Source organism: Sinorhizobium chiapasense (genome assembly GCF_045277575.1).
In the GTDB taxonomy this organism is placed as follows: Bacteria; Pseudomonadota; Alphaproteobacteria; order Rhizobiales; family Rhizobiaceae; genus Ensifer; species Ensifer chiapasense_A.
Window position 1 is genome coordinate 1,742,293 of sequence record NZ_CP144205.1, and the last position, 24,472, is coordinate 1,766,764.

General features: G+C 63.0%; 22 protein-coding genes. 6 read left to right on the plus strand and 16 right to left on the minus strand.

From position 1 onward, the window contains the following. Positions 1-4 precede the first annotated feature (4 nt). Genes QM996_RS08445 through QM996_RS08455 form a run of 3 tightly spaced genes read right to left on the minus strand, consistent with a single transcriptional unit; the run spans position 5 to position 2,128 of the window. The gene (locus QM996_RS08445) at positions 5-400 is read right to left on the minus strand and encodes a Fur family transcriptional regulator (RefSeq protein WP_500270038.1); all 396 of its coding nucleotides are present in this window, start codon (positions 398-400) and stop codon (positions 5-7) included. Then, the gene (znuB, locus tag QM996_RS08450; protein WP_500270039.1) at positions 400-1,230 is read right to left on the minus strand and encodes an ABC transporter permease; all 831 of its coding nucleotides are present in this window, start codon (positions 1,228-1,230) and stop codon (positions 400-402) included. The genes QM996_RS08445 and znuB overlap by 1 nt, the downstream gene beginning before the upstream one ends. Continuing rightward, the gene (locus tag QM996_RS08455) at positions 1,223-2,128 is read right to left on the minus strand and encodes an ATP-binding cassette domain-containing protein (RefSeq protein WP_500270040.1); all 906 of its coding nucleotides are present in this window, start codon (positions 2,126-2,128) and stop codon (positions 1,223-1,225) included. The genes znuB and QM996_RS08455 overlap by 8 nt, the downstream gene beginning before the upstream one ends. 183 nt (positions 2,129-2,311) lie before the next feature. Between QM996_RS08455 and znuA the strand changes: the two genes are divergently transcribed. The 3 genes from znuA (at position 2,312) to QM996_RS08470 (ending at position 5,110) form a co-directional block, all read left to right on the plus strand. Then, positions 2,312-3,340: a zinc ABC transporter substrate-binding protein gene (znuA, locus tag QM996_RS08460; RefSeq protein ID WP_500270041.1), complete on the plus strand. Its 1,029-nt coding sequence runs from the start codon at positions 2,312-2,314 to the stop codon at positions 3,338-3,340. A gap of 289 nt (positions 3,341-3,629) precedes the next feature. Then, entirely contained in the window at positions 3,630-4,832 is a 1,203-nt protein-coding gene (gene zigA, locus QM996_RS08465; RefSeq protein ID WP_500270042.1) for a zinc metallochaperone GTPase, read from the plus strand. Then, positions 4,832-5,110 carry a hypothetical protein gene (locus QM996_RS08470; RefSeq protein ID WP_500270043.1) on the plus strand — a complete coding sequence of 93 codons (279 nt, stop codon included), beginning with the start codon at positions 4,832-4,834 and terminating at the stop codon, positions 5,108-5,110. The genes zigA and QM996_RS08470 overlap by 1 nt, the downstream gene beginning before the upstream one ends. Here the strand turns inward: QM996_RS08470 and QM996_RS08475 are convergent. Both QM996_RS08475 and QM996_RS08480 read right to left on the minus strand, forming a co-directional pair. Next, complete coding sequence (locus QM996_RS08475; protein ID WP_500270044.1) at positions 5,082-5,471, minus strand: RcnB family protein; 390 nt, start codon at positions 5,469-5,471, stop codon at positions 5,082-5,084. The two genes, QM996_RS08470 and QM996_RS08475, sit on opposite strands and share 29 nt — an antisense overlap. 124 nt (positions 5,472-5,595) lie before the next feature. Continuing rightward, a complete protein-coding gene (locus QM996_RS08480) occupies positions 5,596-7,221 on the minus strand; it encodes a glycoside hydrolase family 43 protein (RefSeq protein ID WP_500270045.1) in 1,626 nt (541 codons plus the stop codon). 345 nt (positions 7,222-7,566) lie between these two features. Between QM996_RS08480 and QM996_RS08485 the strand changes: the two genes are divergently transcribed. Continuing rightward, positions 7,567-8,142: a TRAP transporter small permease subunit gene (locus QM996_RS08485; protein WP_429815887.1), complete on the plus strand. Its 576-nt coding sequence runs from the start codon at positions 7,567-7,569 to the stop codon at positions 8,140-8,142. Beyond that, on the plus strand, positions 8,139-9,944 hold the full coding sequence (locus tag QM996_RS08490; protein WP_500270046.1) for a TRAP transporter large permease: 1,806 nt from the start codon (positions 8,139-8,141) through the stop codon (positions 9,942-9,944). Before QM996_RS08485 ends, QM996_RS08490 begins: the two co-directional genes overlap by 4 nt. A gap of 91 nt (positions 9,945-10,035) precedes the next feature. Here the strand turns inward: QM996_RS08490 and QM996_RS08495 are convergent, their stop codons facing one another. The 11 genes from QM996_RS08495 to QM996_RS08545 all read right to left on the minus strand — a co-directional run bounded on the left by QM996_RS08495 (position 10,036) and on the right by QM996_RS08545 (position 22,847). After that, positions 10,036-10,449 (minus strand): cupin domain-containing protein, encoded by a 414-nt coding sequence (locus tag QM996_RS08495; RefSeq protein ID WP_500270047.1) that lies wholly within the window; start codon positions 10,447-10,449, stop codon positions 10,036-10,038. 136 nt (positions 10,450-10,585) lie between these two features. Then, on the minus strand, positions 10,586-11,692 hold the full coding sequence (locus tag QM996_RS08500; protein ID WP_500270048.1) for a TRAP transporter substrate-binding protein: 1,107 nt from the start codon (positions 11,690-11,692) through the stop codon (positions 10,586-10,588). Positions 11,693-11,967: 275 nt separating this feature from the next. Continuing rightward, positions 11,968-12,996, minus strand: coding sequence for an aldo-keto reductase family protein (mgrA, locus tag QM996_RS08505; protein WP_500270049.1), 1,029 nt, complete (start codon positions 12,994-12,996; stop codon positions 11,968-11,970). A 129-nt stretch (positions 12,997-13,125) separates the two neighbouring features. Then, on the minus strand, positions 13,126-14,304 hold the full coding sequence (locus QM996_RS08510; protein WP_500270050.1) for a Gfo/Idh/MocA family protein: 1,179 nt from the start codon (positions 14,302-14,304) through the stop codon (positions 13,126-13,128). Positions 14,305-14,319: 15 nt separating this feature from the next. Continuing rightward, the gene (locus QM996_RS08515; protein ID WP_500270051.1) at positions 14,320-15,081 is read right to left on the minus strand and encodes a sugar phosphate isomerase/epimerase family protein; all 762 of its coding nucleotides are present in this window, start codon (positions 15,079-15,081) and stop codon (positions 14,320-14,322) included. 50 nt (positions 15,082-15,131) lie between these two features. After that, positions 15,132-15,821, minus strand: a complete 690-nt coding sequence (locus tag QM996_RS08520; protein ID WP_500270052.1) for a D-lyxose/D-mannose family sugar isomerase — start codon at positions 15,819-15,821, stop codon at positions 15,132-15,134. Positions 15,822-15,826: 5 nt separating this feature from the next. Further along, positions 15,827-18,301 carry a beta-mannosidase gene (locus tag QM996_RS08525; RefSeq protein WP_500270053.1) on the minus strand — a complete coding sequence of 825 codons (2,475 nt, stop codon included), beginning with the start codon at positions 18,299-18,301 and terminating at the stop codon, positions 15,827-15,829. A 148-nt stretch (positions 18,302-18,449) separates the two neighbouring features. Next, entirely contained in the window at positions 18,450-19,544 is a 1,095-nt protein-coding gene (locus QM996_RS08530; protein ID WP_500270054.1) for an ABC transporter ATP-binding protein, read from the minus strand. A gap of 4 nt (positions 19,545-19,548) precedes the next feature. After that, positions 19,549-20,472 carry a carbohydrate ABC transporter permease gene (locus QM996_RS08535; protein ID WP_500270273.1) on the minus strand — a complete coding sequence of 308 codons (924 nt, stop codon included), beginning with the start codon at positions 20,470-20,472 and terminating at the stop codon, positions 19,549-19,551. Between the two features lie 19 nt (positions 20,473-20,491). Next, a complete protein-coding gene (locus tag QM996_RS08540; protein WP_500270055.1) occupies positions 20,492-21,400 on the minus strand; it encodes a carbohydrate ABC transporter permease in 909 nt (302 codons plus the stop codon). Positions 21,401-21,611: 211 nt separating this feature from the next. Continuing rightward, complete coding sequence (locus QM996_RS08545) at positions 21,612-22,847, minus strand: ABC transporter substrate-binding protein (protein WP_500270056.1); 1,236 nt, start codon at positions 22,845-22,847, stop codon at positions 21,612-21,614. Between the two features lie 520 nt (positions 22,848-23,367). Here QM996_RS08545 and QM996_RS08550 point away from each other — a divergent pair. Then, on the plus strand, positions 23,368-24,426 hold the full coding sequence (locus QM996_RS08550) for a LacI family transcriptional regulator (RefSeq protein WP_500270057.1): 1,059 nt from the start codon (positions 23,368-23,370) through the stop codon (positions 24,424-24,426). Positions 24,427-24,472: the final 46 nt, after the last annotated feature.

A 24,472-nucleotide genomic window follows, 5' to 3' on the forward strand; every position in this document is an offset into this window, starting at 1 on the left:
GACCTTACACGCAGCTCTGGCAATGGCCGCGAATTTCGATCGTGGTCTTCTCGGTCTTGAAATTCTGCGCCTGCGTCAGCGTCGAAAGCCGCTGCTCGATCACCGCATCGTGGAACTCCGTCACCTGGCCACAGCCTTCGCAGATGGTGAAGGCGGTGACGCCATGGTCGTGCTCGTGGTCATGCGGGCAGGTACAGGCGACGAAGGCGTTCAGGCTCTCCAGCCGATGCACGAGGCCGTATTCCAGCAGCTTGTCGAGCGCGCGATAGACCTGCAGCGGCGCGCGAAAGCCATGGTCGCGCAGCTTGTCGAGAATCGTATAGGCGCTCATCGGCCCTTCGGAATGGCTGAGCGCATCCATCACCAGCGTCTGGTTCTTGGTCAGTAGCGGGGTAGCCATCAGTGGTGTCCTCCGGGCGTGGAATGATGCGCCGCCTCGATCGGGCGGCGACCGAGCGGCAGCAGACTCAGAGCGAAAAGCCCAACCGCAGCAACGACGATAGACGGTCCCGACGGTGTATCCCAGTGCAGCGAACCGAAAAGTCCGCCGGTGACCGCGAGCGCACCGATGACGGAGGCAAGCACCGCCATCACCTCCGGCGAGGTCGAGAAGCGCCGCGCCGTGGCGGCCGGAATGATCAGCAGCGAGGTGATCAACAGAATGCCGACGATCTTCATGGCGATCGCGATCACCAGCGCCATCAGCAGCATGAAGAAGAGCCGCGCGCGCTCAGGCTGCAGCCCCTCCGCCTCCGCCAGTTCCGGATTGACGGTGGAGGCCAAGAGCGGCCGCCAGAGATAGACAATGGCAAAGACGACGAGGATGCCGCCGCCCCAGATGATGTCGATGTCGGATTCCGAGACGGCGAGGATGTCGCCGAAGAGGAAGCCGACGAGATCGATGCGCACCCAGGTCATGAAGGCGACGATGACCAGGCCGAAGGACAGCGCCGAATGGGAGAGGATGCCGAGCAGCGCATCGGTCGACAGCGCGCCGCGCCGCTGCAGGAAGAGCAGCAGCACCGAGACGACGGCGGCGACGATGAAGACGCTGAGCATCAGGTTGAGTTCGAGAAGCAGCGACAGCGCCACACCGAGCAGCGCCGAATGCGCCATGGTGTCGCCGAAATAGGCCATGCGCCGCCAGATGACGAAGCAGCCGAGCGGCCCGGCCATGACGGCGATGCCGATGCCGGCGATCAGCGCGCGCACGAAGAAATCATCAAGCATCGCGCTTCTCCTTCTGCTCATAACCGTGCAGCCGCGTATGGTGGCCGCAGCCGCAGTCCTCGCCGTGGTCGTGTACGTTTTGCTGGTCGTCGTGGTGGTGGCCGTCACCGGGGAAGCAATGTTCGGTGATCGACCCGTCCGCATGCAGGACGCGGCCATCCGGCAGATGCGTGTGGTCATGGTGGTGGCTGTAGACGGCAAGCGTATTGGCGGCCCGACGTCCGAAGAGCCTCTGGTATTCCGGGCTCTGGCTGACGGCCTGCGGCGTGCCGCGGCAGCAGACGTGGCCGTTCAGGCAGACGACGGTGTCGGTCTCCGCCATGACGATATGCAGATCATGCGAGATCAACAGGATGCCGCAGCCGGTGCGGTTGCGGATCTGCTTGATCAGTTCGTAGAGCGCGATCTCGCCGCTGAAATCGACCCCCTGCACCGGCTCGTCGAGCACCAGCAGGTCCGGCTTGCGGGCAATGGCGCGCGCCAAGAGCGCCCGCTGGAACTCGCCGCCCGAAAGATGCTGCACCTCGGAGTTGGCGAGATGCAGCACGCCCGTCGCCGAAAGCGCCTCCTCGATCTCCCGGCCCTTCAAGGGCCCGGTCAGTGTCATCAGCCGCTCCACCGTCAAGGGCAATGTCCAGTCCACGGCGAGCTTCTGCGGCACATAGCCGACCTTGAGGCCCGGCTTGCGCTCGACATAGCCCTCGTCCGGCTTCAGCACCCCGATCGCCGTCTTCGCGGTCGTCGATTTGCCCGAGCCGTTCGGCCCGATCAGCGTGACGATCTCGCCCGGGCTGATCGAGAACTCGACGCCGCGCACCAGCCAGCGGCCGTTGCGGCGCACGCCGGCATTGCTGAGATTGACCAGCGGCAGCGTTTCTGGGGAGCGGAAATTCAGCATGAAAAAATTCCGGGTTGATGGTTGCCACTGGCTATCGCACACGTTATAGCATAACGCAATTGATGTAATAACATTACATACTCACTTCAAGGCCATCAATGGCCTGTTGGAGTGAAAGCTTTGCATCCCCGAAGCGTGCTTGGTCGATGCGGCCAGGGGCGCCAATCAAGCCTGGAGAACCCGATGAAATCGACATCCGCCCTGCTCTTTGCCTCCACCATGCTTCTGGCCGCGCCCGCCGTGGCGGCCGGACCCAATGTGGTGGTTTCGATCAAGCCGATCCACTCCCTCGTCGCCTCGATCATGCAGGGCGTCGGCGAGCCGTCGCTGATCGTCGAGGGTGCCGCCTCTCCCCACACCTACAACATGAAGCCCTCGAACGCCTCGGCTTTGCAGGCGGCGAAGGTGGTCTTCTGGGTCGGCCCGGGCCTCGAAGCCTTTCTCGACAAGCCGCTGGATGCACTCAGCGACAGCGCCAAGGTGGTGGAACTCAGCGAGGCGCCGGGCATCGAGAAGCTGAAGTTCCGCGAGGGCGGCGCCTTTGAAGCCCATGACGATGAGGACCATGGTGATGAAGGACACGGCGAAGAAGGGCACAAGCATGCGGAGAGCGAAGCGGAGCACGACCACGCAGCGGCGCCGGAGGCTGCAGCCGCTGACGAAGGCCACGATCACGACCACGGCCACGGCGATACCGACATGCACATGTGGCTCGACCCGATGAATGCCAAGGCCATGGCCGCCGAGATCGAAAAGACGCTCGCCGAAGCAGATCCGGACAATGCCGGCGCCTACAAGGCCAATCTCGAAGCACTCAACAAGCGGCTGGACGCGCTCGACGCCAAGCTGACGGAGACAGTGGCGCCGGTGAAGGACAAGCCCTTCGTCGTCTTCCACGACGCCTACCAGTATTTCGAGCACCGCTACAAGGTCCGCGTCGCCGGCTCGATCACCGTCAGCCCCGAGGTGCTGCCGGGCGCCGAGCGGCTCTCTGAAATCCATGCCAAGATCAGGGAACTGGGTGCTACTTGCGTCTTTGCCGAGCCGCAGTTCGAGCCGAAGCTGATCAACGTGGTGATCGAGGGAACGCCGGCGAAGTCGGGCACCCTCGACCCGGAAGCCGGAACGCTCGACGCCGGCCCGGATCTCTACTTCCAGATGATGGAAGGCATCGGCACATCGCTCAAGACCTGCCTTGCCTCGGCAAGCTGACCCGTCCTCCCAAGACGGGATGGGCGGGCGCCCGCGCCCGCCGTCCCCTCCTGCCATCCCTTCCCTCCTTGCGTCATGCTCGGGCTTGACCAGGTCAAGCCCGAGGACGACGAGAGGAAAGGTCAACCACAGGCAACGGAGAGGTTGCGACAACGATCCGGCTGCCTGGCAAATCGGAGTCAGGCCGGAAGATCGAACGCCAAACGCCGCACTCTCGTATCAGGTGGGCGACCGTGCCCGCCGTTTCTTTCACAAACTTATGTAACGATATAACGTACGAGATTATTCGATGGAAAAGCTCCCCGTAACCGTGCTCTCCGGCTTCCTCGGCGCCGGCAAGACCACCTTGCTCAACCACGTGCTATCCAATCGCGACGGTCTGCGCGTCGCCGTCATCGTCAACGACATGAGCGAGGTCAACATCGACGCGGCGCTGGTGCGCGATGGTGGCGCCGGTCTTTCGCGCACGGAAGAGCAACTGGTGGAAATGACCAATGGCTGCATCTGTTGCACATTGCGCGACGACCTCCTGAAGGAGGTCCGCAACCTCGCCGAACAGAACCGCTTCGACTATCTGCTGATCGAATCGAGTGGCATTTCCGAACCCCTGCCCGTTGCCACCACCTTCGACTTTCGCGACGAGGACGGCGAGAGCCTTGCCGACGTCGCCCGCCTCGACACGATGGTGACGGTCGTCGATGCGGTGAACCTGATCGCAGACTATTCCTCGCTCGATTTCCTTGCCGATCGCGGCGAGACGGCGGGCGAAGGCGACACGCGCACGCTCGTCGACCTCCTGGTCGAGCAGATCGAATTTGCCGATGTCGTGGTCTTGAACAAGATCGGCACCGCTACGCCCGAGCAGGTGGATGCCGCCCGCAAGATCATCGTCGGCCTCAATCCGGACGCGCAACTGATCGAAACCGACTTCGGCAAGGTGGCGCTTCGGGACGTGCTTGGAACCGGCCGCTTCGACCTTGTGAAGGCGGAGCAGCATCCGCTCTGGTACAAGGAACTCAACGGCTTCAGGGACCATATTCCCGAAACGGAGGAATACGGCATCCGCTCCTTCGTCTATCGCGCCCGCCGGCCTTTCGACCCCATGCGCTTCCAGGTCTTCCTCAATCGCTCGTGGCCGGGCGTGCTCAGGGCCAAGGGCTTCTTTTGGCTCGCGACCCGTCCGCATTATGTCGGCGAGATCAGCCAGGCGGGGCCGCTGGTCAGAACCGGCAAGATGGGCCTTTGGTGGTCGGCGGTGCCGAAGGAACAATGGCCGCGCGATCCCGGTTTCCTGAAAGCGGTCGGCCCCTATATCGATCCGATCTGGGGCGACCGCCGCCAGGAGATCGTCTTCATCGGTGCGGATCCCATGGATGAGGCAGAGCTTCGCGCCGAACTCGACGCCTGCTTGCTGACGGACGAAAGCTTCCGCCCGGAACGCTGGCGCGATCTCGCCGATCCCTTCGCCAACTGGTCGCCGCGAGCCGCCTGATGGCCAAGACTGCGCCCGCCCCGCGCCGGCCGCGCTTCATGTGCATGGCGCTGAATACCGCCGGACGCCCGGTGCCGATGTTCGATCCGTTCCTCGGGGATACGCCCGGGGACGAAGAAGCGCCGGAGCCAATCGGAGAGATCGAACGTCTGCTGTTTGGCGAACGAACGGACGCAGTCGCCGACGACCGAAACGGTGAAGGGGCGGCGTCAGAACGCCACCCCTTCGACCAACGATCCGTCACGCCGATTACCGCACGCTCGCCAGTCCGACGATGACGCCGGTCGCCAGGCTGATCAGCAGGAAGTCGTTGTCGACCCGCACCCACTGCTGGCCGCGCGGTGGTGGACGCAGCTTGTAATAGCGATAGTCGCGCACCTGCGCCATGTGGCGGCGTTCGGCCGGTGTCAGGCGATGGCCGCGCGTCCAGCGCTCCTTCTTCTTGACGATCACGCGTTTCTCGATCGTGGCGTGCTTGTCGACATGGCGGTCGACGTGACGATCACCATTCCGGTCGATTGGGCGGCGGGAGCGGTCATAGTTCTGCGCCACCTCGAAGGATCCTGCCGGCTGGGCAAGCGCTGCGACCGGCGTGATCAGAACGGAACTGGCGACGAGCGCGATCAGGAGACGTTTCATTCGGGTGTCCTTTCGTTGTCTACACCCGGAAATTAGGTCGCGCTTCCTGAACCGAATATGAAACTCAGCATTACAAATGCATAATGATATCCGACACTTATTCTGATTTTCTAATGCACGCACATCAGACGGCCGCAAGGCTTATGTATCGGAAGTGATCGAAATCCGCCGCCGTGCCCGCGCCGGATGTGTCGAAGGCGAACATGCCGGCGAAGGCGCCGGTGAAAGATCCATGCTCGCCGCGGCCGCCCTCGTCCGAGACCACGCCCGCATCGAGGACCGGGCCAATCGCGTGCCAATCCCTGGCATGCGTCTCCCGCCAGAAGAACTGCAGGTCATTGTCGCGGATCTCCATGGCAAGCTCGATCCGCCCCTCCGGAATGGCGATACCGCTGCCGACGGGAAACGCCAACCGCCCATGCGGGAAATCGCCGGGGCATGAGAGGATCGTCAGCGCCCGCCCGAGCGTTTCGTGCCACGTCACGCCAAGCGCATGGAACTTGTGGCGGTTGTAGTAATGCGTCAGGCCAGCGACCTGCTGGTAGGTTTCGGGCACAAACTCGACCGCTGTTTCGGCGCGGAAGGAATGATGCTCCTGCCGACGCGCCACCAGCGCCTGCTCGAACCAGCTGCCGATGCTTTCCCGCCCGAAGAGCCTCAGATGTCCGGGCCGCATTTCGAGCGAGAAGACCCGCTGCGGCTGAGGCGTGCGCAGCCACTGAAACTCGATCGGAAGTACGCCCTCGTCGAAATCCGTCTCCACCATGATCTCTTCCGGTAGCTGCTCCACCACAGCCGGAGCGGGCACGAGTACCTCCGGCACCGGGCCGCCGCTTTCGAGATAGAGCCAGCCGTCATCGCGCCAGACGCATTTCTGCAGCGCCGTCTCGCGGCCGAGCGTACAGCGACGCTGCGGCGGCAACGGCCGGCCGGTGAGATGCGTGTGATAGGCTTGGCCGTCAGGCGTCTCGACATATTGGCCGTGACCGGCGCGCTGCAACGGCGCCTCCGGATGATCCTTCGACGTGATCAGATAGGTGTTCGGATGCATCTCGTACGGGCCGTCGATGGTGCGCGAACGCGCCATGGTGACGGCATGATCGTAGCCGGTGCCGCCCTCGGCGGTCGTCAGATAGTACCAGCCGTTCTTCTTGAAGAGATGCGGGCCCTCGACGAGGCCGAGCGGCGAACCGGCAAAGATGTTTTTCACCGGACCGACGAGCTTGCGTGTGCGCTCGTCCCACTCTTGCAGCAAGATGCCGTCGAAGGCCGGATGTTTCGGCGAACCGCCGAAACTCTCGGTGCGGTGGTTCCATTGCATGTTGAGGAACCACTTGCGGCCATCGTCGTCGTGGAAAAGCGAGGGGTCGAAGCCGGAGGAATTGACGTAGACCGGGTCTGACCAGGTCGCCTCGATCGCCTCCGCGGTGACGATATAGTTATGCGCGTCCTTGAAGTTCCCGTCGAAGCGCTTGACGTCGGTATAGACCAGCCAGAACAGCCCGTCGTCATAGGAGAGGCACGGCGCCCAGATGCCGCAGCTATCGGGGTTGCCACGCATGTCGAGCTGGCTGGCCCGCTCCAGCGGCCGGCGCACGAGCCGCCAGTTCACGAGGTCGCGCGAGTGATGAATCTGCACGCCCGGATACCATTCGAAGGTGGAGGTCGCGATGTAGTAATCGTCACCGACGCGGCAGATCGAAGGGTCGGGGTTGAATCCCCTGAGAATCGGGTTGCGGATGGCTGTCATGGTTTCGGCGTCCTCCGTTGGTGCGCGCATCCGACCTCAAAAATCATACAATTTCAAGACTGCAACGTTGCAGTAAATACGCACGCCGGCCTCTGTGGCGGTCTTTTCACACCGATTCGCACGGCTGGCGCGCTGCCTTGAACCGTCCGCCGGTGCTCGAACCGACGAGACGGCACGGGTTTGCACAAACAATGAGCAGAGCGCGCGACAGCGCATTCTACTTTAGTCGGACACGGCCGAACTACACGGGAAAATCACGCCACGGACTTGAACGCGCGCTTGAAATCGGCACTCTGGCTGTGCTTGGCACAACAACCATAAAAAGCCATCGCGGGGAGGAAATCGATGAGAGCTTTGCTCGGCTTCAGCCGATTAATAGACACGATTACGGAATTCATCGGAAAGAGCGTTTCATGGCTGATCCTGGCCGCTGTGCTCGTCAGCGCCGGCAATGCCGTGATCCGCAAGATCTTCAACATGTCGTCGAACGCCTGGCTCGAGGCACAATGGTACCTGTTCGGCGCCGCCTTCATGTTTGCGGCCGCCTACACGCTGAGCCAGAACGAGCATATCCGTATCGACGTGGTCTACGGCCAGTTCTCGCGCCGCGTGCAGCACTGGATCGACTTGCTGGGGCATCTCCTGTTCCTGATGCCCTTCGTGCTGCTCGTGCTCTACTACCTCTTCCCCTATGTGAAGATGTCCTACGTCTCGGGTGAAGTCTCCTCCTCGGCCGGCGGCCTGATCATCTGGCCGGCCAAGGCCATCCTGCTCGTCGGCTTTCTGCTGCTCGCCTTTCAGGGCGTATCCGAGATCATCAAGAAGATCGCGATCATGACCGGCAACATGGAGGACCCGACACCCTATGTGCCGACTCATGCGCCGCTTGACGATGCCGTGTCTCCGGAGACCCGTCCATGATCGAATTCATCGCTGAAAACCTGGCGCCGATCATGTTCGCGTCGCTGATCGTGTTCCTGCTCTTGGGATACCCGGTCGCCTTCTCGCTCGCCGCCAATGGCCTCTTGTTCTTCATCGTCGGCGTGGAACTCGCACCGCTGTCCGACTCGATCAACCTTTCCTGGCCGCTGCTCAACGCGTTGCCGGACCGGTTCTGGGGGGTGATGTCCAACGACACGTTGCTCGCCATCCCCTTCTTTACCTTCATGGGGATCGTGCTCGAGAAATCGGGCATGGCCGAAGACCTGCTCGACACGATTGGCCAGCTCTTCGGCCCGATCCGCGGCGGTCTTGCCTATGCGGTGATCTTCGTCGGCGCGCTGCTGGCCGCCACGACCGGCGTCGTTGCCGCCTCGGTCATCGCCATGGGCCTGATCTCGCTGCCGATCATGCTGCGCTACGGCTATGACCGGAAGGTCGCCTCGGGCGTCATCGCCGCTTCGGGCACGCTCGCCCAGATCATCCCGCCGTCGCTCGTCCTGATCGTTCTTGCCGACCAGCTCGGCCGCTCGGTCGGCGACATGTATGCCGGCGCCCTGATCCCGGGTCTGGTGCTCACCGGCCTTTACATGCTCTACATCCTGATCATGACGATCCTGAAACGTGACTCCATGCCGGCGCTGCCGCTGGAAGCGCGCACGCTGGGGTCCGGCGTCACCTCGCTGGCGATCGCGCTCGCGGTGGCCGCCGGCATCGCCTATGCCGCCCACGTCTACCTCTCCCCGACCCAGGGCGAGAACGCCGACATTCTCGGTGCAACGGTTGGCGTCGCCTTCATCTATGTCGTCGCCCTTGCCGACAAGAACCTGAAGATCAATGCGATGTCGCGGCTCGCCCAGCAGGTCATCATCGTGCTGATCCCACCGCTGGCACTGATCTTCCTCGTTCTCGGCACCATCTTCCTCGGCATCGCGACGCCGACGGAAGGCGGCGCCATGGGCGCGGTCGGCGCGCTGATCATGGCTGCGGCCAAGGGTCGGCTGCATATGGACGTCGTGCGCGGCGCGCTCACGGCCACCACCCGGCTTTCGGCCTTCGTGCTGTTCATCCTGATCGGGGCGCGCGTCTTCTCGCTCACCTTCTACGGGGTCAACGGCCACATCTGGGTCGAACACCTGCTGACGGCAATGCCGGGCGGCGAAGTCGGCTTCCTCATTACCGTCAACGTGCTCGTCTTCTTCCTGGCCTTCTTCCTGGATTTCTTCGAGCTTGCCTTCATCATCGTTCCGCTGCTGGCGCCCGCCGCCGACAAGCTCGGCATCGACCTCATCTGGTTCGGCGTGCTGCTCGGCATCAACATGCAGACGAGCTTCATGCACCCACCCTTCGGCTTCGCGCTCTTCTACCTGCGCTCGGTCGCGGCAAGGATACCCTATCTCGACAAGATCACCGGCAAGACGATCCAGCCCGTCACGACCGGGCAGATCTACTGGGGTGCGGTGCCCTTCGTCGGCATCCAGATCCTGATGGTGGCGCTGACAATCATGTTCCCGCAGATGGTCATGCACTACAAGGGAACTGGTGCTGCCGTCGATCCGAACACCATCAAGATCGAGGTGCCTGGCTTTGCTCCCGGCGGCGGCTTGACGCTGCCGGACAACGGCGGCGGCCTCGGCCTGCCCGGCGGCCTGCAGCTTCCCGGCGGCAGCCCGCTCGACCAGAAGCCAGCCGATCAGAAGCCGGCCGACCAGAACGGCGGCACCGGCGCCCAGCCGCAGACGGCGCCGTCGAACGACCTCAGCCAGCCGCCATCGTTCAAGTAGAGCGGACAGGCACGCAAATAGAGGGCGGCCCCACGGGCCGCCCTCTTCTCTTTCGATTAAGTCCGACGGTTGTTGGCGCTACGAGGTCCGCTCAGTCGAGCCGCTTCGCCGGGTTGTCGCGATACCAGTCGACGATCATGGGCATCATCTCCTCGAACGGCCCGCCGACGAAGACGTTGAGCAGGCCCATGCGCGAGGCGCTCTCATTGCGAAAATCATGCATCGTCCCGCGTGGGATGACACAGAGCGAGCCCTTGGCCATCTGGTGCCAGGTCTCACCGACGAGGATGCTGGCGGTTCCCTCGATGACGTAGAAGATCTCATCATTGTCGTCGTGCTTATGCGCGCCCGGCCCCTCGTGCCGGGCCTCCAGCCACCATTCCGAGATTGAAAAGCGTCCCTCCGTCTCCGGCCCATCGGCTTTGAAGACCGCCTGTATGGCGCCCATGTCGTACCGCCGGCCCTCGTCTGGTCCGAGCACGAGCGATTGGCCTTTGCTTGGCATGGCTGCTCCTCCGTTCCGTTGAGGCCGCAACCCTACCACGAAATCGCTATGTTCGCCGGCTGATGCCGCCAAACGAAAAAGCCGCCCGCAACGGGTGTTGCGAGCGGCTCCTGATCTTTATGCAATGGGTGGAAGCTTAGAGCTTGCCGCCGCGCTGCTGGATCATCATGAAGGTGTCGTAGTTGTATTCGGCGATCTGGGCGTTGAGGTAATACTCGCCGCGGAAGGCCTTGATCGAGTCCCAGATCTTCTTGAAGGTCGGGTTCGAGTCTTCCATTTCGGCATAGACCTCGTTCGCCTTTTCGAAGCAGGCGGAGAGGATTTCGGCGCTGAACGGGCTGAGCTTGGCGCCGGAAGCCACCAGGCGCTTGATCGCCGAGGGGTTCAGGTAGTCGTATTTCTGCAGCATGTTCGCGTCGGTGGCCTGGCAGGCGGTGCGCAGCAACGACTGATAGTTCTTCGGCAGACCGTCGAAGGCCGCCTTGTTGAACATGGCGTGGACCGTCGGGCCACCTTCCCACCAGCCGGGATAGTAGTAATAGGGCGCGACCTTGTAGAAGCCGAGCTTCTCGTCGTCATAGGGGCCGACCCACTCGGCGGCGTCGATGGTGCCCTTTTCGAGCGCCGGATAGATGTCGCCGCCGGCGATCTGCTGCGGCACGACGCCGAGCTTTTCGACGACCTTGCCGGCGAAGCCCCCGATGCGCATCTTCAGGCCCTGCATGTCGGCGACCGTCTTGATCTCCTTGCGGAACCAGCCGCCCATCTGCACGCCGGTATTCCCGTTGGGGAAGCCGACGAGCCCTTGCGTGCCCAGGAACTCGTTGAAGAGGTCGATACCGCCGCCATGGTAGTGCCAGGCGTTCATGCCGCGCGCGTTGAGCGCGAAGGGAACGGCAGCGCCCAGCGCCCAGGTCGGGTCCTTGCCCCAGTAATAGTAGGCAACCGTGTGGCAGGCTTCGACCGTACCGGCCGCAGCAGCGTCAGCGGCCTGCAGGCCGGGGACGATTTCGCCGGCAGCAAAGACCTGGATCTGGAAGGCGCCGTCGGTTGCTTCCGACACATATTTTGCCAGCACCTCGCCGCCGCCATAGATCGTGTCGAGCGATTTCGGGAACGACGATGCCAGGCGCCAGTTGATCTTCGGGTTCGATTGCGCGATGGCCGGCGATGCGAGCGCCGTGGCGGCGACCGCACCAAGCCCACCGAGACTCGCGTTTTTGATAAATGAACGGCGATCCATGGTTCCTCCCCTAGTTCTCGCCAAAAGGGCGGCCGCGATCAGCGCCACCACCCATCAATCCACCCTGCCCCTTCCCGGACGAAGGTGGCTCCTCCTCGTTAACCTGCCGAAGCGGCGCAAATCGGCGCCGCAATCGACGGGCATGCTCGCACCTTACAGAAACACCAAGGCATGTCCAGAAGGCGATTTCCGGCACATCTTCGACTTTTGTCTAATGCGCCGGAAAGCAGCCAATATTGCCCAAAATGCAGGCAAATCAATGTTTTCAGCAGAACTTAGAGCTCTGCTGACTTGGCCCAGAGGTTGATGTCGGCCTCACGCGCATAGAGATCGATCTCGGCCAGCTCGTCTGCCGTGAACGTGTCGTTTTCCAGCGCCTTGACGCAATCGACGATCTGCTCGGAGCGGCTGGCGCCGATCAGCGCCGATGTGATGCGGCCGCCCCGCAGCACCCAGGCAAGCGCCATCTGCGCCAGCGTCTGGCCGCGCTTTTCGGCAATGCCGTTCAGCTTGCGGATGTTGTCGATGATCTCCGGCCGGATGAAGTCCTTCTTGAGGAAGTGGTTCTGCGCCGCGCGGCTGTCGGCCGGAATGCCCTGGAGGTACTTGGTCGTCAGCATGCCCTGGGCAAGCGGCGAGAAGACGATCGAGCCGATGCCGAGATCTTCGAGCGTGTGGATCAGGCCGTCATCCTCGATCCAGCGGTTGAGCATCGAATAGCTCGGCTGGTGGATGAGGCACGGCGTACCGAGATCGTTCAAGATGGCGGCAGCCTCGCGGGTGCGCTGCGAATTGTAGGAGGAGATGCCGACATAGAGCGCCCGGCCCGAGCGCACGATATGGTCGAGCGCGCCGCAGGTCTCTTCGAGCGGCGTATCCGGATCGAAGCGGTGCGAATAGAAGATGTCGACATAGTCGAGGCCCATGCGCTTCAGGCTCTGGTCGCAGGAAGCGATCATGTATTTGCGGCTGCCCCATTCGCCATAGGGGCCGGCCCACATGTCATAGCCGGCCTTGGAGGAAATGATCAGCTCGTCGCGGAGATGCGCAAAATCCGTGCGCATGATTTCGCCGAAGGCGGTCTCGGCCGAGCCGGGAGGCGGGCCGTAATTGTTGGCGAGGTCGAAATGGGTAATGCCGAGATCGAAGGCGGTGCGGCACATCTCGACCTTGCGGTCGTGCGGCGTGTCGCCGCCGAAATTGTGCCAGAGCCCCAGCGAGATCGCCGGCAGCTTCAGGCCGGAGCGCCCGACGCGGTTATATTTCATGGTGTCGTAGCGGTTTTCCGCCGGTAGCCAGGTCATCGCACAATCCTCCGCGATCCGTATCCGGATGGCGACCCTATCCGCCACCCTCGAAAATGAAACGGTTTCCGTAGCGGTTGGCCGCAACGGAAACCTGAAGTCACAAAGGTCTAAACCTGTCCGCCGTCCCTATGAAGCGGCAGCGACGCGATTTCCCGATATTTCTTCCTCCGTCTCGCGCAGCAGCGCCCGCGCCTCGTCGATGCCGAGGGCGGCCGGTTGGGTGCAGATGGTGGAAAGGTCGATGAACCGCCCCTCCTCGCCCGACTTCAGGATCGAGACCATCACGTCGACGCCGTGCAGCGCACGGTCGAGCGAGCAACGGGCGTCACGACCCTCGAGGATTGCCAGCGCCATGTCGGCAAGGCCGGCGGTGCGGTAGTTCGCCGTCGGCCCCTGCGGATGTTCCTGGTTCTCGAGGCCGAACGGGTGATCCCAGGGTTCCAGCGGCTGGATGTTCTTGTCGCGGCCGCTTGCTTCCACCTTGCCGCCGAAGAAGTTCGGATCGGGCACGTAGAGCGAGCCCTCGGTGCCGTAGAGCTCCATGTTGGCATGGCGGTGCGACCAGACATCCCAGCTTGCCGACAGCGTGATCGTCGCGCCGTTCTCAAATTCGAGCAGCGCATGGATGTTGGTCGGCGTCTTGACCGGGATCACCTCGCCCTTGCGCGGCTCGCTGGTGATCGTACGGGTCGGATTGGCCATCGAGGAAAGGGCTGCGACGCGCTTCACCGGCCCGATCAGGTTGATCAGGTTGGCGATGTAATAGGGCCCGAGATCGAGGATCGGCCCGCCGCCCGGCAGGAAGAAGAAGTCCGGGTTCGGATGCCACATCTCCATGCCCGGGCTCATGACGTGGCAGGTGCCCGAGGTCACCCGGCCGATCTTGCCGGCGTCGATGGTGCTGCGGGCAAGCTGGTGCGCGCCGCCGAGGAAGGTATCCGGCGCGCAGCCGACCGTCAGGCCCTTCGCCTTGGCGATCGCCCGCAATTCTTCGCCCTGTTCAAGCGAAAGCACCAGCGGCTTCTCGGAGTAGACGTGCTTGCCGGCTTCGAGGATCGCCTTCGAAACCGGGAAATGCGCGTCCGGGATCGTCAGGTTGACGACGATATCGACATCCGGATTGGCAAGCAGCGCCTCGATGCTCTGCGCCTCGACGCCGTATTCGGCCGCCCGCGCCTCGGCCGCCGCCGGATTGATGTCGGCGCAGGCGATAACCTTGATGCCCTTAAAGAGTGGCGCGAGCCGGAAATAAGTGGTGGAGATGTTGCCGCATCCGATGATGCCGACGCCGAGTTCCTTGGTCATGGATGAACCTGCTTCTCAATAGGATTGGATGGAGGCGAGCGAGCGCTTGGCGAAGCGCTTGAAATCGCTCGGATTGTCGTGCTCCGCGATGAAGTAGCGGGCCTTGGTGGAGGCAAGCGCCTGGAACAGCCCCTTCCAGTCGACAGTGCCCTCGCCGACATCGGCCCAGCCGTCCTCGTCCTTCTTCTCGCCCGCCGGCGCGATGTCCTTCACGTGTACGGCGGTGATGCGGTCGCCGTATTTCCCGATCCAGGCGATCGGGTCGGCACCGCCGCGGATGATCCAGGCGATGTCGGCCTCCCAGGAAAGATCCGGCCCGCCCGCGAAGATCAGATCCTGCGGGATGCTGCCGTCGGGAAGCGCTGCGAATTCGAAATCGTGGTTGTGCCAGCCGAAGATCAGCCCTGCGTCGCGATAGGGCTTGCCGGCCTTCTGCAGCCGCTCGCCGAAGGCGCGCCAGCCGGCGGCATCCGTCGGGCGCTGGTCGGGCATCAGGTAGGGGCAATAGATCGCCTTGATGCCGAGCGCCTTGGCGATCTCGAGCACGCGCGCCGGATCGCTCTCCAGCATGTCGAGACCGAAGTGGGCGGTCGGCATGGCCAAACCGTTGCTGTCCAGCCCTTCCTTGAAACTCGCGATCTCCGCGTCGCTGAGCGCCGCATAGAGCGCACCATAACCTTCGACCTGGCTGTAGCCGGCCTCACCGAGCGCCTCCAGCACGTTGGCGAAAGGCGGGAAATTGCGGGCGCTATAGAGCTGGAAACTGACGTCCTTCATGAAATCCTCCTCGTTTGGTCCTTAGTCTTGGGATTGCTGGGGTCCTGGGATCACCTGAGCCAGGTGTCGTAATCCGACACCAGCAGGTGGGTGGGTGCCGTGTCCTCCTCGATCGCTGAGAAGCGGCCGACGGGTTCGCGGAAATAGTTGTCGGTAAGATCGTCGTTGACGGTCGAAACCTCGCCCATCAGCACGTCGGCGCCTTCGGCCCAGAAGGCGTGCCAGTTGCCGGGCAATAGCGTGACGCTCTCGCCAGCTTTCAGCTTCAGCAGTTCACCGGCCTTGAGCGTGCGGAGCCGCGCATCGGTGGCGACGACGACATCGCTTTCCTCGTCGACGGAACCGTCAGGCCTGGAATTGTACATCTGCAGCACCAGCGTGCCGCCGCCGCGATTGATGATGTCCTCGGTCTTCACCGCATGGCGGTGCAACGGGTTGACCTGGCCCTTGGCCGTGATCATCAGCTTCTCGGCATAGACCATGCCCTGCCCGGTCCTGAGGTTGGAGGCATCGCCGTTGCGAAGCGTGAAGAGCACCAGCCCGAATTCGTCGAAGCGGCCCTTGCCGTAGTCAGTGATGTCCCAGCCGAGGCGAGCATCGAAGATCGTCGGGCTGTCGGAGGCGACCCGCGCCTTCAACTCCTGCGGCGACCAATAGGCAAAGGGCGGCAGCGTGAAGCCGAAGCGCTTCATGAAGGCATCGCTCTTGGCGATGATATCGTTGACGTGGCTGCGTTTCATGGCGGTCAACCCTTTCCCCGGCAGGATTCGAGATCGAAGGCGGTGAAGCGCGGGAACTCACCGAGGCCAAGCAGTTCCTTTGACGTAAATCGGACGACCTTCGTTTCGCCGGCCAAGAGGTCGAAGGCGTTGTCAGAATAGCGGCCGGGGACGTCCGCCTCGATCATCACGTGCAGCGCCAGCCCGCTCGCCTTGACGGTGACATCGAACGCGCCCTCGCCCATTGGCGCAACATCGAGCGTCAGGCCGGATGGTTGGAGGTCGAGCGCCTTGTAGGTGCCGTTGACGTGATGCCCCTCGCCGCGCATGCCGTTCGACGCCTCGAAGGTCCAGAACAGCAGATTGTCCGCAGGAATATCGGAAGCCGCGATCGTCACCAGAGTGGCCGCGCGATCCGGGCTGCAGGTGCCGGCGGCCGCCGTCAGCGGCGTGCGTTTGCCGTCGAGCGAAACGAGGAAGGTCTGCAGCTCGACCGTCACCGGCTCCGCCGTATCGTTGACCATCGAGAAGGCGATGTCCTTGCCGTCCGCGGACGGAATCGCCGCAACCGAGACCGGCTGGAAGAAGCGCCGGACCATGTAGTGCATCGCCTTCCAGCCGCCGCCATAGTCGAGGCTCGACCAGGAGGCGACCGGCCAGGTGTCGTTGAGCTGCCAGTAGAGCGTGCCCATGCAATGGGGCTTCAGCGAGCGCCAGTAGTCGACGGCGGTGCGGATCGCCAGCCCTTGCTGGATCTGGCTGAGATAGACGAAGGCAGGGAAATCCTTGGGGAAGCGGAAGTAGCGGAACATCGTGCCGGCGATGCGCTCGTTGCCGCCGACATTCTTCTGGTGGCTCTCGATGACCGGCGACGCGATGTTGAGGTCCTTTTCCGCCGCAAACTGCCGGATCACCGGCATCGACGTATAGGACTGGAAACCGAACTCCGAGCAGAAGCGCGGGCGTACCGTGCGGTAATTGTCGAAGGACTTGTTCTCGTGCCAGACCGACCAGTAGTGCATGTCGCCGGAACCATCGGCATGCCAGGCGTCGCCGAAATCGAGATAGCCCGACGCCGGGCTCGACGGCCACCAGATCGCTTCGGGCAACGCCCCTTTCAACGCCACCTCGATCGTGCGGTTCAGCCGATCATAGGAGACGAGATAGCGGTCGCGATCCTTGCGCGGCTCGTCGAACCAGGTGAGCGCGCCGACGAGCTCATTGTCGCCGCACCAGAGCGCGATCGACGGATGGGTCGATAGGCGCTTGGCCTGATAGTCCACTTCGGCCGCGACGTTTTCCAGGAAATCCGGGGTCGACGGATAGAGGTTGCAGGCGAACATGAAGTCCTGCCAGACCATGAGCCCCAGCCGGTCGCAGAGATCGTAGAACCAGTCCGGCTCGTAGAAGCCGCCGCCCCAGACACGGATCATGTTCATGTTGGCCTCGACCGCCGAGATCAGCAGATCCTCGACGCCTTCGCGCGTCACCCGCGACGCCAGCGCATCCGCCGGGATCCAGTTGGCGCCCTTGCAGAAGATCTCGCGGCCGTTGACGCGAAAGGCAAAGCGGCTGCCGGCCTCGTCCTTGTCGGTGAGCAGTTCGATGGTGCGGAAGCCGATCTGGCGGGTCACCTCACCCTGCGGCACCTCGACGGTCAGGACTGACAGGTGCTGCTCGCCGCTGCCGGCCGGCCACCAGCGCTTCGGCTTGGCGACGCTGAAGACATGGGTGATGCGCGTCTCGCCTTTGCCGACGGCGCAGTCCAGCCGCTCGCGGTCATCGTCGAGCGAGAAATGTATGGGCACGATGCCGGGCGCATCGGCAAAGAGCGTCACCGTCACCACGAGGTCGACGGCGCCGTCCTCCAGCCAGACCTGCTTCGTCGTCACATGCTCGATGCGGGCGATCTCCAGCCGGCAAAGGGCGATTTCCCCGTAGACGCCGAGTGGTGCAATCGCGAGGTTCCAGTCCCAGCCGAAGTGGCATTGCGGCTTGCGCAGCATATTGCCATTGGCGATCGGCGAATTGCCGGGATGATAGGGCACGTAGAAGGGCTGCGCCGCCTGACGGCGCGCGCCTTCCGATATCGAGGACCGTAACGCGATGCGGATGCGGTTCTCACCGGCGACGAGCGCCTTCGAGACTTCCGGCCGGTAGCGGCGGAAGCAATTATCCGCCTCGAGCACCAGCCGGTCGTTGACGAAGACCGAGGCAACCGTGTCGAGGTATTCGAGGTCGAGATACCAGTAGCCCGAGAGGTCATCGGCTGCGACCGTAACCGTGCGTTCGATCACCCAGTCCTTGTGCGCCACCCATTGCACGTCGTTCTCGTTGCGACCGACATAGGGGTCGTCGATCGCCCCGGCCTTCAGCAAAGCCGAGTGCACGTCGCCCGGCAACGCCATCGCCAGCGTGTGGCTGTGGTCGACGGAAGAGAGCTGCCAATCGCCTGCGAGGTCGAGACGGATGGCGGTGCGGGTGTAGTCCTCGGAGAGCATTATCGTAATCCACTGGTCGACCGGCAACGCCGGCACAGTCATTGTCGGAATAGGCCGGGCAGCAGTTCCACCCGGCGCCATCCTCTATTCTTTACGTCCGCGCATGTCGTTTCCGCAAAACCGCTTCAGACTTTTGCGCGGCATGCCGCTAAATGCGATTCTCGCTCGTCGCATCGAAGATCGAGGCAACGCCCATGTCGAAGGAAAGCGTCACCGCCGTACCGGGCGCATAGCGCCGCTGGCCGGCGATGCGCACCGACATCGACTGCCCCGCGAGCTTCAGCCACAACAGGTTGTCGGCGCCCATCGGCTCCTCGATATCGACGACCGCCCGGTGCGAGGCCGCCGCACCGCCCGCCGCCTCGTCGACGCGCACATGTTCGGGCCTGAGGCCGAGAACGACCTTCTGCCCATGCACGAATGGCGCCCGCGACGGATAGGCCGACACGTCGAAATCGACGCCGTTGACGTGGACATAGGCGCGCTGGTCGCGAAGCTGCAGCTCGCCGCGGAAGAAATTCATCGATGGCGAGCCGATGAAGCCTGCGACGAACAGGTTTTCCGGCGCGTTGTAGATCGTCATCGGATCAGCAAGCTGCTGGATCACGCCGCTCTTCATGACGGCGATGCGGTCGGCGAGCGTCAGCGCCTCGATCTGGTCGTGGGTGACGTAAATCATCGTGTTCTTCAGCGACTGGTGCAGCCGCTTGATCTCGACGCGCAGCTCCGAGCGCAACTTGGCGTCGAGGTTGGAGAGCGGCTCGTCGAACAGGAACACATCGACATCGCGCACCAGCGCCCGGCCGATCGCCACGCGCTGGCGCTGGCCGCCGGAGAGTTCCGAGGGCTTGCGCTTCAGGAGCGGCTGGATCTGCAGGATCTCGGCGGCGCGCCGCACGCGCTTGTCGATCTCCTCCTTCGGGACCTTGGCGACCTGCAGGCCGAAGGAGAGGTTCTTCTCCACCGACATCTGCGGATAGAGCGCGTAAGACTGGAACACCATGCCGATGCCGCGGTCCTTCGGCTCCTCCCAGGTGACGTTCTTGTTCTTGATGAAGATCTGCCCGTCGCTGACATCGAGCAGGCCGGCAATGCAATTGAGCAGGGTGGACTTGCCGCAGCCGGACGAGCCGAGCAGCACCAGGAACTCGCCGTCCTTGATGTCGAGGTTGAGCGTGTCGAGCACAGTGACGGCACCGAAGCTCAACGACAGGTCTTTGACCGATACGCTGACGTTTTGCATGTTGTTACCCTTTCACTGCGCCGGCGGCGATGCCGCGGACAAAAAGCCGACCGGAGACGAAGTAGACGAAGAGCGGCACGGCGCCAGTCAGGATCGTCGCCGCCATGTTGACGTTGTATTCCTTCACGCCCTGGACCGAGTTGACGATGTTGTTGAGCTGGACCGTCATCGGATAGTATTCCGGCCGCGTGAACACGACGCCGAACAGGAAGTCGTTCCAGATGCCGGTGACCTGCAGGATCATCGCCACCACGAAGATCGGCAGCGACATCGGCAGCATGATCTTGAAGTAGATCGTCCAGAAGCCCGCACCATCGACGCGCGCCGCCTTGAACAGTTCCTCCGGCAGGCCGGCGAAATAGTTGCGGAAGAGCAGCGTCAGGATCGGCATGCCGAAGATGCTGTGCACGATGATGAGGCCGGTCAGCGTGCCGTAGATTCCCATTTCGCGGAGCACGATGACGATCGGATAGATCATCACCTGATAGGGAATGAAGGCGCCGACGATCAGGATCGTGAAGAACAGTTCCGCGCCCTTGAAGCGCCAGTTCGCCAGCGCATAGCCGTTGACCGAAGCGATCGCGATCGAAGCGACTGTCGAGGGAACGGTGATGCGCACCGAGTTCCAGAAGCCGCGCGAAAGCCCGTCGCAATTGAGGCCCGTGCAGGCGCTCGCCCAGGCCTTGACCCAGGGCTCGAAGGTGATTTCGACTGGCGGGGCGAAGATGTTGCCGAGCCGGATTTCCGGCATGCCCTTCAGCGAGGTCATCACCATCACGTAAAGCGGCAGCAGGTAATAGAGCGCGACGACGATCAGCGTGCCGTAGATCACGATATTGCGCGAGGACAGCGCCCGGCGCGGCTTGCGCCCACGCGGACCGGCGACGACCCGGTCGACTTGCGCCTTGGGTGTGGCCTCTTCGGCCACCGAATTGAAAGCAACAATATCAGACACGCTTGCGCCCTCCCCCGAATTCCAGATAGGCCCAAGGCACAATGATGATGGCGACGGTGACGAGCATCATGGTCGAGGCGGCAAAGCCCTGGCCGAGGTTCTGCGCCTGGAACATGTAGTCGTAGACGTATTTGGCCGGCACTTCGGACGCGATGCCGGGACCGCCGCTCGTCTGCGCCACGACCAGGTCGTAGACCTTGACGATGCCGCTGGCGATGATGACCAGCGTGGTGATGAAGACGCCGCGCATCATCGGGATGACGACGAAGAGATAGGTCTTCCACATGGGAATGCCGTCGACGCGCGCGGCCTTCCAGATATCCTCGTCGATACCGCGCAAGCCCGCGAGCATCAGGCACATCACAAGCCCTGTGCCCTGCCAGAGTGCCGCGATCAGGATACCGTAGATGACGATGTCGGCATTGTAGAGCGGGTCGAAGGTGAAACTTTCCCAGCCGAGCGAGCGCACCACCGACTGAATGCCGAACTCCGGGTTCAGCAGCCATTGCCAGACCAGGCCCGTGACGATGAAGGACAGGGCGAAGGGGTAGAGCATGATGGTGCGGAAGGTGTTCTCGAAGCGGATCTTCTGATCCATCAGCGCCGCCAGAACGAAGCCGATCACCAGGCTGAAAATCAAGGAGAAGATGCCGTAGATCGCCAGATTCTGCACCGAGACGAGCCAGCGCGGCGCCGCCCAGAGGCGTTCATACTGATCGAGGCCGACGAAAGAGAGTCGCGGCAAGAGCTTGGAATTGGTAAAGGAATAGACGACCGTCCAGATCGTGCCGCCGAGGAAAATGACCACGGCCGTCAGGATCATCGGGACGGAGGCAATCTTCGCATTCAGGTTCCGCAGCCACTGGTTCGGTCGGCCCGAACCCTCACTGTAACCCGCCATGTTTCGTTCCTCCGGAACTGCAATGGGTTTCGGACGATGGGCAGCGCCGCGCGTTCCACGCGCGTGCCGCCGCATCAGGGCGACAACCGCTCCCCAGGCGCCGTGCGGGAACAGCCCGCACAGGCCACCGGCGCGGTTCACGCCGCACCGAAAGGGAGGCCTTGGCCGGCTCCACCAACTTGGCAGAGCCGGTCAATCAAGGCAGTTGCGGTTACTCCGCCGCGGCGATGATCTCGGCGAAACGCTTTTGCGCGTCTTCCGGCGTGATCGACGGGTTGGCGAAGAATTCGGAGAACAGGTCCTCCTTCTGCTTCTGGCTGTCGGCCGAAAGCAGCTGGTCGGTGCCCTGGATCACATTGCCCTTGGCAAGGATCTCCAGGCCCTTCTTCATGCAGTCGTTGGCGGCGGTGAGATCGACGTCGCCGCGGACCGGCAGCGAGCCCTTCTTGAGGTTGAAGGCGACCTGCGTCTTCGGATCGAGCAGCGTCGAAGCGAGCGCTTCCTGCGCCTTGGACTTCTCCTCGTCCTTCAGGAGCGGGAAGTAGAAGGCGTCGCCGCCGGTGGAGATGATCTCGTTGACGCCGAGGCCCGGCAGGCAGGTGTAATCCGTTCCGGCCTTCTGGCCGGCGAGCGCGAATTCACCCTGCGCCCAGTCGCCCATGATCTGGCCGCCGGCCTTGCCGGTGATGACCATGTTCGTCGCCTGGTTCCAGTCCTGGACGTTGGTGCCCTTCGACATGCGGCGAGCATCATCGGCAGCCTTGAAGACCTTGGCGATCTCCGGGCCTGCCGCCACTTCCTCGTCCTTGTCGCCGAAGACCTTCTGGAAGGTGTCCTTGCCGGCGATCGCGACCATCAGCACGTCGAAGGCGCCGGCTGCCTGCCAGGGCTGGCCACCGACGGCGAGCGGCACGATGCCGGCCTTTTCCAGCGCCGGTGCTGCGGCGACAAATTCATCCCAGTTCTTCGGCACCTCGACGCCGGCCTTCTTGAAGGCGGCGTTCGACAGCCACAGCCACTGCCAGGAGTGGATGTTGACCGGCGCGCAGTAGATCTTGCCGTCGATGGTGCAGGAATCGAGCAGGCTCGCCGGCTTGATGATGTCCTTCCACTTCTCGCGGGTCGCGACATCGGTCAGGTCGCGCATCAGCCCGGCCTGAACCAGCTCTTCCGCCTGACGGCCATGGTTGAACTGCGTGGCGCCCATCGGGTCGCCACCGGTGATGCGGCTGATCATGATCGGGCGGGCGGTGCCGCCGGATCCGGCGATCGCACCATCGACCCAGTGATTGCCCGTCGCGTCGAAGGCCTTGGCCAGTTCCGCAACCGCGGCCGCCTCGCCGCCGGAGGTCCACCAATGGGTCACTTCAAGATCGGCGGCATTGGCTGCGCTGAGCGGCAGGGCCACGGCGGCCGAAAGCACGACGGCGAAAGAACGTAAATTCATGAGTCTCCTCCCTCACTGTAACGTTACCGTAAAAAACTTAATGCAATCGATTACAGGACGCAACACCCACCACAATCGATTTAAACAGAATCTTAGAGAACACCTATTGCGTGCATGTGACATCGGTCATCCAAAGCGCTTTGCGCCTCCGCCGCGTGCGTTCACATCATCCACGAGTTTTTCTCAAAGCACTCAGATCTATTATGTTTATCCGATTTTCCAGCGCTGCGGTGAAAGTCGTCATCTCGCAAGCGCAAAAAACATCCGCACAGAGGCGAGATTCAACCAGACCGCTTCATCTTTCGCAGCGCAGCAACGAAAACGCTCGACATCGCTACTGTATCGTTACAGATTTGAAGCAATTCGCTCCGTCCGAAGCAGGATAGCCGCTCGCTGCTTTTCGTATATAAGGCGATGAAGTGACGCGGCGGGCAGCAGTGGACAGGGCTGAACCGACGCGTTTCGTTGCCGGACGGACAATGCCGGCAGCGCGCGGGCAGAGAATGGGCGGGTGACGGCAATGGACAGCAAGACGAAAAACAGGCCGCAGACGCCGCCGCCGGACGGTGGCCGGCCGACCCTGAAGACGATCGCCTTCATGACCGGGCTCGGGATCACCACGGTGTCGCGGGCGCTGAAGGATGCGCCCGACATCGGCGCGGAAACCAAGGAGCGCGTGCGTCTCGTCGCCAAGCAGATCGGTTATCAGCCGAACCGCGCCGGCGTGCGCCTGAGGACCGGCAAGACCAATGTCATCAGCCTGGTGTTGACCTTGGAAGAAGAGATCATGGGCATCACCAGCCCGATGGTCGTCGGCATCACCGAGATCCTCGCCGGCACGCCCTATCATCTGGTCGTCACGCCCTATAGCGCCGTCAAGGACGCACTGGCGCCGATCCGCTATATTCTCGACACGGGTGCGGCCGACGGCGTGATCATCTCGCGCACCGAGCCGCACGATCCGCGCGTCGCACTTCTGACCGAGCGCGGCCTGCCCTTCGTCACCCACGGCCGCACCGAGATGGGCATCGTCCACCCCTATCACGACTTCGACAATGAGCGCTTCGCCTATGAGGCGGTGCGCAAGCTTGTCGCCCGCGGGCGCCGCCGGCTGGTGCTGCTCGAGCCGCCGCCGCACCTCACCTTCTACTCACACATGCGTGCCGGCTTCGAACGGGGCCTGCGCGATTTCCAGGCGGACGCGGTCAGTTTCCACCAGACCAACATCGACCATTCGCTCGTCGAGATCCGCGACGCCTTCGAGGTGCTGATGCGTTCCGAGGATGCGCCCGACGGCATCGTCTCCGGCAGCGGCTCCGGCGCGATCGCGCTGATCGCCGGCCTGGAGATGGCCAAGAAGAAGCTGACCGAAGACTGCGACATGGTCTCGAAGGTCCCGAGCGACTTCCTGCGCTGGCTGCGGCCGGAGGTCATGACCATGTATGAGGACATCCGCGTCGCCGGCCGGGAGCTCGCCAAGGCGGTGATCGGCCATATCGACGGCGCGCCGCCGGAAACGCTGCAGAGCCTCAGCCAGCCGGAGTTCCAGCCGCCGATCATCCGCGGTTTGCGGGCATAGAGAAATCCGGAAATTCCCTTCGTGTCTTGCTTGTGACGCAGAAACC